A 12,621-nucleotide genomic window follows, 5' to 3' on the forward strand; every position below is an offset into this window, starting at 1 on the left:
GCAATCAGCTGCTAGTCCAGCCTCCACCCAAGGCCCTGAACAATCGGGCCAGGGCAATCTGGTAGTCAGTTGAAACTTCGATAAGGTCGACTTGATAAGCGAAGTCGTTGCGCTGAGCGTCGAGATACCTCAGATAATCGTCTACCCCGGTCCGCCAACGAGCTTCAGATAGCTGCAGCGACCTGGCACTTGACTCAGCGCGAGCGCGGCGGGCCCTCTCCTCCCGACGCAAGGTATCAACTGCGGCCAGCGCGTCTGCGACTTCCCGAAATGCGGTCTGGATGGTTTGCTCGTACTCGGCCACTGCAATGTCTTTTCGCACCTGCGCCAAATCAAGGTTTGCGCGGTTTCGGCCGCCCGCAAAGATCGGCACGCTGATCTGCGGCATGAAGGACCATGCCCGCTGTCCCGACTCGAACAGGTTGGATAAATCCGCGCTAGCAGTGCCGAGAGTTCCTGTCAAAGACACACTCGGAAAGAACGCTGCACGCGCAACACCAATGTCTGCGTTACGTGCGCGCAACCTGTATTCGGAAGCATGTATATCCGGACGATTGGCGATCAATTCAGAAGGCGCCCCAGGCGACAGCGCCTGCACCAGGTAAGGAGATTGGCTGGGCTTCTGAGGCAGAAGCTGATCGATATCTGAAACGCCGACCAACAACCGCAATGCATTACTTGCCTGCCTAAACTGCCTGTCCGCACTTTCAAAATCAGCCCGGGCCTGCTCCAGCAGCCCGACGGCGTCCTCAAGATCCAGCGCGGACGTTGACCCACCCACCCGCATCCGCTCTATTAGCTGCAGCGACTCCTCGCGTCCTTCAAGGGTCTGCCTGGTGAGGACCAACTTCTGCTGGGCGCCGCTTCTGGCCAGGTAGACTTCGATAAGCTCTCCGATCAGACTGATCTGTACGCTCCGAGCTGCCTGCTCTGTAGCCAGATACTCCTGCAGCGCGCTTTCTGAAAGATTGCGTACTCGGCCAAAGAAATCGAGCTCGAAGGCTGTGATCCCTACTCCTGCACGCCACTCCTCCTGCACACTACTTGTGCCGGACATGTCCAGATCGCCGGGCAATCGCTGCCGGGAGCCGCTGCCTTGCAGATCAACGCCAGGTATACGGGCCGCGCGCTCCACGCCATACACAGCACGCGATGCTTCCACGTTCAAAATAGCCTGGCGCAGGTTACGGTTGTTAACCAGCGCCTGCTCTATCAGGTTGCGCAGCGAGTCATCGACGACGAAGGCTTGCCAGTCCAATTCATGTAGCCGCTCAGCAACGTTTGGCTTGGTGACACGCTCCGCCCCCCAATCGGCGGGTATGGGAGCTGCTGGTGTCTGGTAGCTTGGCGCAAGTGAGCAGCCGGCAAGCGTTATGCTCAGCGCAAGCACTGAGAGGGACAGGCGCAGTGGGTTATTCAAGAGGCTCATGATCTGATTTCTTCCAATGTGTTTTCCGAAGCAGCGTCGTTTCGCTTGCTGAACAGCGAGAGCACCCAGACGAAGAAAATCGGAACAAAGAGCACACCAAGCAGGATGGTCGCCAACATGCCGCCGACCAGTCCAAACCCGATTGCGCGCTGACTGGCAGCGCCAGCACCCGTCGCGATAATCAGCGGAGAGACGCCCAACAAGAACGACAACGACGTCATGATGATCGGGCGGAAGCGAAGCCGGACCGCTTCTACAGCTGCGTCAATGAGTGACATACCTTGCTCGTGCAAGCTTTTGGCAAACTCGACAATCAGGATGGCGTTCTTCGAAGACAAGCCGACGATGGTGATCAGCCCGACCTTGAAGTACACGTCATTGGGCAAGCCGACGAGGGTCATCATCAGCACCCCGCCCATCACCCCTACGGGGACAATTAGCATCACCGCTACCGGAATCTTCCAGCTTTCGTACAGCGCTACTAGCACGAGGAACACCACAAGGATGGCTAGTGCGAAAAGCTTGGGAGCCTGAGCCCCGGCCAGCTTCTCTTGGTAGGAAAGAGCAGTCCATTCGTACCCGATCCCGAGCGGGAGCTCATCGGCAATTCGCTCCAACTCAGCTATGGCTTCTCCAGAGCTGTGACCAGGGTTAGCGTCACCGCTGATTTTGAAGGCTGGATATCCATTGTAACGTGATATCTGAATCGGCCCGTTCTCCCAAGACGTGGTAGCAAACGAACTCACCGGAACGAGGTCACCAGAGGCGTTCAGAACGTTTAACGTCAACAGGCTTTCTGGCGTCATTCGGTAATGCGCGTCTGCCTGCACGACCACGCGCTGCATACGGCCATCATTGGGAAATTCATTAACAATGGCTGACCCATACGCAGTAGAAATGATTGAAGAAATGGTCTCGAAACTTACGCCCAGCGCCTGGGCTTGTTCCCGATCAACATGCACCCTCAGTTGAGGGGCGTCCTCCAGCCCTTCAGTCATGGCATACGCGATGATGGGAGATGCGTTGGCCTTCTCCAGCAACTCGTCACGTGCCTGAACCAAAGCATCGCGACCGAGTCCTCCTCGATCCTGCAGGCGGAAGGAGAACCCACCAGCCGTTCCTAAGCCTTCGATAGGAGGCGGCTCGACAGCTGTGATCACACCATCCTGGTGGCCAGAGAAGCGTTCGTTGACAGCTGTGACCATGTCGGCTGCCGTGGCGCCTTCTCCGCGTTCAGACCAGTCCTTGAGCATGGGAAAGCCGAGCGCAGCATTTGAGCCTGTTCCCGAGAAGCTATAACCCAAAACGAACAGCGACGATCCGGTTGCTTCCTGGGACACGATGAAATCTTCGACCTCTTCAATCGTTGCTTCAGTACGGGGATAAGCCGCTCCGGGGGGCAATTGGATGTCGACGTAGTAGTACCCCTGGTCCTCGACCGGTACGAACGACTCAGGCAGTTGGACATAAAGAAAGCCCATGACCCCGACTAGTGCTGCATAAAGCAGCATGCATCTCGCAGTTCGGCGAACCAGTTGCGAGCTCAGCCAGGTGAATCGGTCTGTTAATTGCCCGAAACAGTGGTTGAACCAGCCGAAAAGGCCTTTTTTTTCCGCATGAACCCCTTTAGTAACCGGCTTAAGTAGAGTCGCGCACAACGCCGGAGTGAAAGTCAAAGCCAGAAAACCAGAGAACAGGACGGACACGGCCATCGTTAGCGAAAACTGTTGATAGATGACGCCAACCGAGCCGCCCATAAACGCCATGGGGAAGAAGACCGCCGCCATAACAAGCACGGCCCCGATGATGGCGCTGCGCACCTGTCCCATGGCTTTGATCGTGGCTTCTTTGGGGGGCAGCCCCTCCTCCACCATGATGCGCTCAACGTTCTCGATGATCACGATGGCGTCGTCGACCAGAATGCCGATGACGAGCACCATACCGAACATTGTCATCATGTTGACGGAGAAGCCTAGCGCGTACATCACCGCCAATGTCCCAGCGAGACAAATCGGTACCACGATGGTGGGCACCAAGGTATAGCGAAGGTTTTGAAGAAACAGATATATCGACAGGAAGACCAGCACCATAGCCTGGAGGAGAGTCGCCAGTACCTTCTTGATCGACGCTTCTACAAATCCCGACGTATCGTAGGGGACGGAATAGGAAATGCCTTCTGGAAAATTGCTGGAGAGCTCTTCCAGCCGACCTCGTACCGCCTCGGCAGTTTCGATGGCGTTCGCGCCAGGAGCCAGTTGGACGCCGGCCGCCACACTCTCTCGGCCATCTTCCCGCGAGCCGAACATGTAGTCCATGAGACCTATTTCCAGGCGCGCGACATCAGACAGCCGCACCATGGAGCCGTCTTGATTCGCTTTGAGCACGATCCGTCCGAACTCCTCAACGGACTGCATGGTGCCTTGCAGAGCGATCGTGGCGGTCAGCTCCTGCCCAGATGCACTTGGACGTGCACCGAAGCTGCCCGCGGGGACCTGGATGTTCTGTGAAGCTATAGCCTGATTTACATCCTCCACTGACAAGCCATATCCGAGCAGCTGATGCGGGTTTAGCCACACGCGCATCGCGGCTTCCGAAGAATAGAACTGCACTCTACCTACGCCCTTCACCCGGCGTATTTCGTTGTTAACGGTGCGGGCGGCGTAATCAGAGAGATCCACCGGACCAAGCCCTGCGCCTTCGTCAGCTAATAGTGAATAAATCATGAATTCACTGCCCGAGATCTGCTCTACCTGGATACCCTGCTGTACGACGGAACCTGGAAGGCGGGCTTCTGCGTTCTTCAAGCGGTTCTGGACATCTACCTGAGCCATGTCCGGGTTGATGTCAGTATCGAATGTCACCGTAATCTGCGAACGACCCGCTTCGCTAGAAGACTCGAAGTACAACATTCCCCTGGCACCATTGAGTTCTTCTTCGATCACGTTGGTCACTGAGTCTGCTACTACCGTAGCGGAGGCGCCGGGATACGACGCAGATACAGATATTTGCGGCGGCACTACATTGGGAAACTGCGACACCGGTAAAGAGGGAATAGCAAGCAGCCCTGCCAATAAGATGAAAATGGCCAACACCCATGCGAAATTCGGGCGGTCTAGAAAAAAGCGCGACATATAAGGATATCCTGATGAGGTAGCTGATGAAGCTGCAGGTGGATTAAGGCGAAGTAGGCTTTTGTTCGAGCACCTCGACGCTGCTACCTGGTGCTACCGCTGGGTTGCTCATCCCCCCGACCACCACTCGGTCACCGGCTACCAAGCCGCTGGTCACATGCCACCGAGAGTCCTTCATTGCGCCGGTCTCGACGGCCCGCTCTTCCAGACGATTCTCATCATCAACTACCAGAACATGGGTCGCCCCATCGTCCTGTATCCGAACCGCCCGCTGAGGGACCAAAATCGCCTCGGAGTCGGTGCCGTAAATGAGGCTTACGCGCACATACATACCTGGAAGCAGTGACCCGTCCTCATTCGGAAAAGCTCCTCTCAAGGTCACTTGGCCTGTGCCTCGGTCGACCGTTACATCTGAAAACATCAGCTGGCCTTCACGCTTTTCCCCGTCCACTTCGCTCGTCAATGAAACCCTGACGCCGCTGCGTGGATCACCATCTTCTTCCGCACGCGCATGAGCCGCCCGTAAACGAGCGACCTCTGAAACAGGTAGCTTGAAGTCAACGTAGACTGGATCAAGCTGTTGGATCATCGCGAGCGGTGTCGCTTCGTTTTGTCCAACCATTGCTCCCTCGGTCACGAGCGCTCGCCCTACTCGTCCATCGATAGGCGCTTCGACCGTTGCATAGCTAAGATCAAGTAACGCGGTCTCCAGTTCTGCCTGAGCAGCGCGCTTATCAGCCTCAGCGCTCTGTACAGCGGCGCGAGCACTATCGTAGTCCTGCCTGCTGACAGCCTCGATTTCCACGAGCGGTTCAAAACGGGTTAACCGAGTCTTTGCGTCCACCGACATGGCGTCAGCACGTGCAAGCTGCGCCTGCGCGCGCGAGACGGCTGCATTGAGCGGCGCGGGATCGATCTGGAAAAGGATATCGCCGGCTCGTACGTCGGACCCTTCAACAAACTCTCGGCTGATGACTATACCGGCAACCCGGGCACGTATTTCTGCCATGCGCACGGGCTCAACGCGGCCAGGCAGCTCGATGGCTGGTGTAAACGGCTCGGCGCTGACCTCTAACGCCTCTACTTGGGGAGGTTCCTCATGTGCTGCCGTGTCTTGGCCCGCTACATCCGCGCCGCAGCCAACCAGAAAAATTGCTGCCACGAACACCGCCAACCCGTTGATGCATCTGATTTTCATAGCCACCGCTGTATCACTCAGCCGATTGATGGAGAACGCGGATGATCGCCCTATATTTCTATTGAGTCAATATTATCTCATATGAATTTTATTTCACTTTTTCGATCGCTGCCGCTTGCAAAACAGGATGTTTTAGACACAATGCGGCCTAGCAGGAACATAGCGAGGAAACCCATGGCAACGCCTACCCCCAATGATCGAATGCTCAAGGCGCTGGCTGCCGCATATGTCGAGAAGCCGCGCGCTACGCTTAAGCAATTAGCCGACGCTGCAGGGACCAGTACAGCTACGCTGCACAGGCTTTGCGGTACCCGTGAAGCACTCGTAAAAATGCTTGAGTCTCAGGGACTGTCGGCCCTGAATCAGGTCATAGCGGATGCAGAACTCACTAAGGCCGAGCCTTTAGAAGCTTTACGGCGCATGATCGTCGGTCACCTAGCTCAGCGTGAGTTGCTTTTATTTATGATGTTTCAATACCGGCCAGATTCGAATGACCCTGGTAACGAGTGCTCCAGATGGGCGTCTTACACTGATGCGCTGGATACTTTTTTCTTGAGGGGCCAGCACGAGGGGTTGTTTAGGATAGACATCAGTGCACAAATGCTCACCGAGCTTTTCAGTGCAATGCTCTACGGCGTTGTCGACGCGGAACGCTGTGGCCGTGCAGCGAGCGCAACCTCCGCCATTGTCTTCGAGAAATTCTTTTTGCACGGCGGAAGCGCGCAGAAGGTTTGAGGAAGAGGATGGGTTTCGGCGGCTAGACGGATAAGACCGGACGCCAGCGCCCAAAGGTTCACTAGTGGTGTAGCCTGGCTTGTTGCCGACCTGTTTTTGGCAAGCGTGTTACTCTTGAGTAGCGAGCGTGACCAACTCGCAACTCGGCGAAAAGTCACCGCCCCTTCCAAGGGTAAAGTCCTCGCATCCACACATGCGAGCTTAGCTACCGTTCCAGGGAATTCGAAAGCCAGGTATGTACAGCGAAGAATCTAATGCAAAAAAAAGCATGCGGCTGATCGTCTTTCTGCTGGCCACGACGCTGGTCATTCCGCTGGCTGCGCTCTATTTTCCTTGGCGTCCCGAAGCAGAAACATTGGGCACTTGGTTCCAAAGAAGCGGGTCCATCATGACCATTCTTTGTATCTCAATTGATACCAAGTTGTTTTCAATATACGTTTGGTTGAATTCTGAAGACGAGCCAAGCGTACACGTCGAACGTTTTAAAGCGAAATACTATTATCGCTACAAGGCCATGTCTATCTTAGCGTTTCTGCTGACGATTATGGGTACAACGATTTGGGGCTACGGAGACCTAATAGTGTGAGAAGTGTGGTCTCAGCTTCGTTGATTGCGGTTAGGGCTGAAGACCGATTATTAGAATTGTTAGCGACAGACGGAGCCTAGCATCGTTTAAGGGCCCCGTTTGGGTGGGAATGAATTTCGCCGGACGCCTTTTTATCGGCAGGATGCGGACGTTAGTAGAAAGGCGGCTATCGGCCAGAAGCGGACCTTGGCTAATTCTCAATTTCTCTCTGTAGCGCGTGGAGAGGGTGCCGTGACTTCCCCGCAGAGCGCCGATTATTAAACAACTCATACATGCAGTCTGTCTCCTCCTTGTTCGCAGCCCTGCTTTCAAAACCTTCGGAAATTAAACCCGCGGCTTCTAGCATTACCCATGCAGCCCATTTTCTGACCGTTGTAACGTGGCATGCCTTTACATGGCTATGTTTTGCGTCAAGTACTGCACCGCATGTCGTAAAGGTGATTGATTTCTTTTTCAAGACTTTCCCAGTCATCGAGATGGGAGAACCTATAACGCTCACAGGTTAGTATCGCAGTTAACCCACGCTTGATCTTGGCCGTCGTGTTTCCCATCTCAAAGGAGAAGATGCATTCTATGCAGCTCCAGACTTGACCAGTTGCATCTCAGGCATCATATCTGTTTGCGCATCGAAGAACCAGTAAACACCACGGTGGACTGCCTTCTCTGCGTCGCTTTCTCTGCCGTTTTGGATGATCCGAGTTAACGCTTGGAACCACTCGCAACTCAGCATCTCTTTCACCAGCTTTTCATTGAGGGTGAGTTTTTGGTATCCCCGCATACTCGCGCTCGTGCATAGCATCTTAGATTCTGTGGGGAAGGAGAACCATCTGGTTGAGGTTGGTCTAACACGACCGTCCATGCTGGGTATAAGCCGAACCGCAGCACCACCACGCTCAAGAACAGTAGTAAAAGAGAGGGCGAGCAATCCGCACGCTGATTCTACATCTTCGAAGAAGCGACGTTTTGCGTAAGCAACACTACCAGTTATACCTCAGTTAACCATAGACTACCTTGAATATACTTCCATGTAATACTGACAATATCTTCGTTTGCAACGCATTGCTGAAGCACCGTCCAATCAGGCTTCTGCACTGTCAGTCTGCCGATCCTCAACTCATCCCAGCTTTACGACCTTGGTGTGTTGGCCCTTGAATCCCGCTTGAAACACAGGGCCAATCGATGGATCACTGTACTCCCCGTGAAATTCATCGCGACCATCCACTTCCCAGGTAGGCGGTGATGGCGGTAGCGGAACATACCCAGCTTGTGACCAGTCGAGTTCCGTCGGTGGTTCTCGTCTGCCGGATTTTCTTTTCGACTCATGCGCAACATGTGTCAACCCGGTGGTTTCTTGGGGATCTTCACCCCTTCCTTTTCCGAACATTCTTGTGAGGAAACTAAGCATCCGTAATTTCTCTATTTATGTTATTCTTAAGCTGATGCCCAATACGTAATACAGGGACGCGTTGCATCCGAGTTAACAGGTATTAGAGCCTTGGTTCACGACGAACAGCGGACGGCTTATGAACAAGGCTTCTGGGATTGAGCAGCGTTCGGTATGCATTCCTAACTGACTCCAGGCCGATGCCTAATTCCTTCACAGCGTCTGCGTCGTATGTGTCAGGGTTTAGACAGTACTCCGCCTTCTGGTCGCAGCGCTGTGCCAAGTCTCGATCGATATGCCTCATAGGAATCGCAGCAGCGGACCAGTATCGGACGAGGAGCGCTTCTCTGTCGTCACTTCTTCCCTTTCCTCGCTCGATGTCGCGGTAGTATAGATATGTCTCGTCTAGCGCCACCAGGATTTCGCGCAGGGCGTTGTCTCGGAGTTCCCGTCTCTCTTTGGGAAGCGCTAACAGGTTCGGAACAACTCCGAATAACCCACCGATGATTTCACTCAGTGCCACAGTTCCCCCTTGGCTCTAACGCCATAGCGCACCGGCACACTTTAGTGCGTCCGAGTGACGCGATTTGTTAGGGCTTTCAGACATCTAATTTTTCTCGTGTGTTGCGAGGGATGCTATATGCCTGACCTCGTTTGCATTGCTTTTGATACGGCGAGCCTCAGACACAAACTCCTCGATCCTTGCAACACCGTCTTCGTCACCAAGTCTAGTGACAGCTACGACGAGGCGGAAAAGCACCCAAGCCGCATCAATAGCTAAATCGAGAATATTCTCATCAATTTGAGCATCACCCGCCTCTCGATTACGGACTTCGCCATTCCATCGAGGATTGCGAATAAACATTGCCGTATCTCCAAGCGGGACTAGGTAGCCATGGAACAAGGAGTGGCGATAACTCATGAGATCCCCTGCAGCTGACGCCGCGATGCCAAGGACCTCATTGGCCTTATCACTTAGCTCATTGCTTCCACTGGAAAGAATGCCTACCCATCTATTGGCGGATGTTTTATCAGTTGACGGCCTGTTGCCTTCCACTTCTTCCTTTTCGAGAATCCACACAGCGCGCTCGAGATGAGTTTCGAACATCCCCCAAGCAACTGCGAACACGCCGATTTTATGCTGTATTTCAATCGGTATCCCAAGCTCTTGGATTTTTGCACTAACGAACAAGGCATTCCGTGTGTGTTTCGGTAACTCCACTTACCCTCCTAGCGCCCTAACGCCGCGTTCACCGGCTTGTCCGGGGCAACGCTTTGTTAAGCATTGAGTATCTTTGCTAGCACATCCTCGTCCAGCTCTTTAAAAGTGTTTGTATCTTCGCAAAGGTACTCTGACATGACATCCCGCATAAACATATCGGCATTATTACCACAGCGGGTAAGGTTTAATAGTGTTTTGAGCCCAACGTATATGTCGCCACTTGCCGCTTTCACGTCGTCAGTTGGCCTGCCCCGGCCTACGCTGTTATTCATAGCGCTCCTCTTTACCTCAAAGGCTCTCCGAACTAGCTCCTGCCGCTTTTCCTCGTCACTGTCAAAACCTTCTTCTTCCAGAAGATCGGGACGGTATTTATCAATGACCAGCCTTTCTATAAGTTCGTCGTCAAAAAGATAGGCTTCGATGTGCCTCCGAGATGTTACAAATACACCTTCAGCCTCCAATTCCGCGACTTCTTCGTCGGACTTGTCATCTCGATCGATGAGGCGCGCCATTTTCGTTCCTTTCAGGACTTCGGAAAGCAACCTAAACCCTACATGATCTGTATCTTCAATTTCAGTACAAGAGCCCCCTGAAACAAAGGTTACATTAGGATACTTACTCGAGAAGATTTTTCCGTACAAAAATGAATCGAAATTCTTTCTCTTCCTTCCATTAATATTCCCTTCGCACATCACAAGCACTTCTGGATTTAGATCTCTAGAGAAATCATCCAGTGCGACTGAAAGAAACTTTTCCCACATCAGCCCTGATATTGACGCTGGGCCGATAACGGCTTCATCGTCGAAATCGATCTCTCCGAAATCAATGAATACAACACTTCCAGGCTCCTCTTTCGATAGCGTCTTTGCCATTCTCATCACACCTAGTGAGTGTGTTGTGATCCACATTTGGCTGTTCTCTGGAACTATCCTGTGCATTTCCTTTATCAGGTTCCCCTGCAGACCGGTGTGCATATGAGTTTCCGGTTCATCGATAAAAAAAACGGTATCGTCATAATGATCTAGCTTTAGGTTTAAATCCAAGAGGAGGTCAAAAGCTGACTTTTCCCCACCAGAGAGATTCTTGTAGTGATACGAAGCAACCTGTCCCTTCTTGAAGTGAAATGAACCGTCTCCTAAAGGGTCACCGATGTTGTTGAGCACTAAGTCATCGAAAACGTTCAACATGGACTGCCGAACCTTTCCTATTAGTTCTTCTCTTAGTGCTCTGACGCTCATGTCGTCATTGTCTTCGGAGTAGACTCCGGCCATAGTGGCGTGGACTAGTCGCTGATAGTTTTCTGAAACCGTCTGGTCGTTATCTATAAATCGACTTACCTTCAATTGTTCGTGGGGAGCCCCCATTCGGCCAAAGCTGGAAATATTGAAATCTGGGTCGTTACGGTAAGCAGTCCTGAAGTACATTGATTTTTTGGAAACTTGCCTACCGTCTTCATGATCATGAAACTGAACTACTACGTTGCCGCCCCTACTGTAGGCTTTTGTTGGATCCTTTCTGTAGTAATTTTCGTCGCCAGGCGCTCCAAACCCAGATTTTGAGCGATACCAAGTATTGAATGCGTCGAACAATGAGGACTTTCCACTGCCGTTCGGGCCAACGATGATTACTAGTTTGGCGCTAGCTGGAATATCCCTTATTGTGAGATTAGTGAAACGCTTAAAATTTTGTAGCTTTACTGTAGCGACTTTCACACACTCTCCTCATTAGTTGCTTAACAGTTGTATTATGTAGCATGATTGATATTCCACTTGAACGCGCACGCGCGTTCAATAAAGTTATGCTGCGCGCTCGATCGACTCTTTTCTTATTGAAAGTCCTGTAAATTAAGTATAGCTTGGCAGCATAACCCCGATCATCGTACATTCTGCATATCCCCTACGAACGTGCTCACCGCCTTTCCTGGCATGGCCGCTTTGGGTCGATACCGGCCAGCGTGGAAGGTAGCAGCGCTCGCGAAGTTTGATAGTGCCGGAGGTAACAGCAGGTAGCGTTCGCTGGGATAACCTGCACTCGCCGGTCAGCGGCTGAAGCTTCATACGAGTCTCGGTGGCTTCCCTATCCATGTGGCCGTCCCTGTGCGTACGGGTGTGTCGTTATGTGACTTTGCGTTTCAGACTAGCACCGAAGCAGGTGTTGTCACATGGCGGGAATCAACGCAGCCCTACGAAAGGTGAAGCACACGCCCTATGGAACATAATCTCCTCCACCCTCGCCCGGAAGAGGGAAAGCACGCCTCCATGCCGAAGTGATTGCCACCATCGACCTCGGTTGGCCATCCTCGGCCACGGCGACCTCTATCGCTTTCTCCAAGGTGCCGTGGTGAGTACCGCCCGTGCCTTGCCGTTTCCGCCACTTGGTCGAGAATTACCTCTATCCGCCATTTGGCGACGGAGGTCATCGTGGTCCTACCCCAACTGCCCGTCGAAAAGCGCCAGCACATGAGCGCGGCGGCGATGCGTGCGTACCCCAACATCGCCAACGACTGGGGGCTGAAGGAGCAGGAAGCCGCTTTGCTCCTTGGCGTGCCTGAGTCGACCTATCGGCGTTGGCGCAAGCATGAAGTGACCCCCTCCAGAGCTGCACAGGCTATAGTGCAGCGATCAGGAGGATGAGATGAGCAACGAACCCACCGTCAAACGCTGGACCGCGAAGCGCAAAGCCGCCGTGGTCATGGACATCTTCAAAGGCAAGACCACTGTCGCTGAAGTGGCTCGCCAGTACGACCTCACCGTCTCAGAGGTCGAAGGCTGGATCGAGGAGGCCCAGCGCAACATGGAGAACGGGTTCCGGGCCCGCCCCAAGGATATCCGCTAGCAGTATGAGTCCGAGCTGCGGGAAACCAAGGAGGCACTGGGCGAGGCCCATCTGCAGATCTACGCGCTAAAAAAGTGGCGTCGCCTGCTCGACGAGGACGA

At 53.4% G+C, this 12,621-nt stretch carries 11 protein-coding genes; 4 read left to right on the forward strand and 7 right to left on the reverse strand.

The window, feature by feature from the left end:
* Positions 1 to 4: 4 nt before the first annotated feature.
* Genes F0A17_RS08615 through F0A17_RS08625 form a run of 3 tightly spaced genes read right to left on the reverse strand, consistent with a single transcriptional unit; the run spans position 5 to position 5,758 of the window.
* The gene (locus F0A17_RS08615) at positions 5 to 1,429 is read right to left on the reverse strand and encodes an efflux transporter outer membrane subunit (protein ID WP_149327928.1); all 1,425 of its coding nucleotides are present in this window, start codon (positions 1,427 to 1,429) and stop codon (positions 5 to 7) included.
* Positions 1,426 to 4,560, reverse strand: coding sequence for a multidrug efflux RND transporter permease subunit (locus F0A17_RS08620; protein ID WP_149327929.1), 3,135 nt, complete (start codon positions 4,558 to 4,560; stop codon positions 1,426 to 1,428). Before F0A17_RS08620 ends, F0A17_RS08615 begins: the two co-directional genes overlap by 4 nt.
* 43 nt (positions 4,561 to 4,603) lie before the next feature.
* Complete coding sequence (locus F0A17_RS08625; protein WP_149328225.1) at positions 4,604 to 5,758, reverse strand: efflux RND transporter periplasmic adaptor subunit; 1,155 nt, start codon at positions 5,756 to 5,758, stop codon at positions 4,604 to 4,606.
* A 174-nt stretch (positions 5,759 to 5,932) separates the two neighbouring features.
* Here F0A17_RS08625 and F0A17_RS08630 point away from each other — a divergent pair, with 174 nt between their 5' ends.
* Positions 5,933 to 6,493 (forward strand): TetR/AcrR family transcriptional regulator, encoded by a 561-nt coding sequence (locus F0A17_RS08630; protein WP_149327930.1) that lies wholly within the window; start codon positions 5,933 to 5,935, stop codon positions 6,491 to 6,493.
* Positions 6,494 to 6,728: 235 nt separating this feature from the next.
* Positions 6,729 to 7,079, forward strand: a complete 351-nt coding sequence (locus F0A17_RS08635; RefSeq protein WP_149327931.1) for a hypothetical protein — start codon at positions 6,729 to 6,731, stop codon at positions 7,077 to 7,079.
* Between the two features lie 571 nt (positions 7,080 to 7,650).
* Here F0A17_RS08635 and F0A17_RS20580 read toward each other — a convergent pair.
* The 4 genes from F0A17_RS20580 to F0A17_RS08655 form a co-directional block, all read right to left on the reverse strand.
* Positions 7,651 to 7,857 carry a hypothetical protein gene (locus F0A17_RS20580; RefSeq protein WP_187774658.1) on the reverse strand — a complete coding sequence of 69 codons (207 nt, stop codon included), beginning with the start codon at positions 7,855 to 7,857 and terminating at the stop codon, positions 7,651 to 7,653.
* Between the two features lie 709 nt (positions 7,858 to 8,566).
* Entirely contained in the window at positions 8,567 to 8,986 is a 420-nt protein-coding gene (locus F0A17_RS20675) for a hypothetical protein (protein WP_223111514.1), read from the reverse strand.
* Positions 8,987 to 9,070: 84 nt separating this feature from the next.
* Positions 9,071 to 9,685: a hypothetical protein gene (locus F0A17_RS08650; protein ID WP_149327932.1), complete on the reverse strand. Its 615-nt coding sequence runs from the start codon at positions 9,683 to 9,685 to the stop codon at positions 9,071 to 9,073.
* A gap of 56 nt (positions 9,686 to 9,741) precedes the next feature.
* Positions 9,742 to 11,397, reverse strand: a complete 1,656-nt coding sequence (locus F0A17_RS08655; RefSeq protein WP_149327933.1) for an AAA family ATPase — start codon at positions 11,395 to 11,397, stop codon at positions 9,742 to 9,744.
* A gap of 747 nt (positions 11,398 to 12,144) precedes the next feature.
* Here F0A17_RS08655 and F0A17_RS20950 point away from each other — a divergent pair.
* Both F0A17_RS20950 and F0A17_RS20680 read left to right on the forward strand, forming a co-directional pair.
* Positions 12,145 to 12,318 carry an antitoxin Xre-like helix-turn-helix domain-containing protein gene (locus tag F0A17_RS20950; RefSeq protein ID WP_422670692.1) on the forward strand — a complete coding sequence of 58 codons (174 nt, stop codon included), beginning with the start codon at positions 12,145 to 12,147 and terminating at the stop codon, positions 12,316 to 12,318.
* 1 nt (position 12,319) lies between these two features.
* Positions 12,320 to 12,520: a DUF1153 domain-containing protein gene (locus F0A17_RS20680; RefSeq protein WP_223111515.1), complete on the forward strand. Its 201-nt coding sequence runs from the start codon at positions 12,320 to 12,322 to the stop codon at positions 12,518 to 12,520.
* Positions 12,521 to 12,621 lie beyond the last annotated feature (101 nt).

It is taken from the genome of Billgrantia pellis, assembly GCF_008297955.1.
In the GTDB taxonomy this organism is placed as follows: Bacteria; Pseudomonadota; Gammaproteobacteria; order Pseudomonadales; family Halomonadaceae; genus Halomonas; species Halomonas pellis.

Excerpts from the sequence above, each read along its gene's own strand:
- F0A17_RS08615 (WP_149327928.1), bottom strand. The coding sequence starts at position 1,429 with ATGAGCCTCTTGAATAACCCACTGCGCCTGTCCCTCTCAGTGCTTGCG.
- F0A17_RS08620 (WP_149327929.1), bottom strand. The coding sequence starts at position 4,560 with ATGTCGCGCTTTTTTCTAGACCGCCCGAATTTCGCATGGGTGTTGGCC.
- F0A17_RS08625 (WP_149328225.1), bottom strand. The coding sequence starts at position 5,758 with ATGAAAATCAGATGCATCAACGGGTTGGCGGTGTTCGTGGCAGCAATT.
- F0A17_RS08630 (WP_149327930.1), top strand. The coding sequence starts at position 5,933 with ATGGCAACGCCTACCCCCAATGATCGAATGCTCAAGGCGCTGGCTGCC.
- F0A17_RS08635 (WP_149327931.1), top strand. The coding sequence starts at position 6,729 with ATGTACAGCGAAGAATCTAATGCAAAAAAAAGCATGCGGCTGATCGTC.
- F0A17_RS20580 (WP_187774658.1), bottom strand. The coding sequence starts at position 7,857 with ATGCGGGGATACCAAAAACTCACCCTCAATGAAAAGCTGGTGAAAGAG.
- F0A17_RS20950 (WP_422670692.1), top strand. The coding sequence starts at position 12,145 with ATGAGCGCGGCGGCGATGCGTGCGTACCCCAACATCGCCAACGACTGG.
- F0A17_RS20680 (WP_223111515.1), top strand. The coding sequence starts at position 12,320 with ATGAGCAACGAACCCACCGTCAAACGCTGGACCGCGAAGCGCAAAGCC.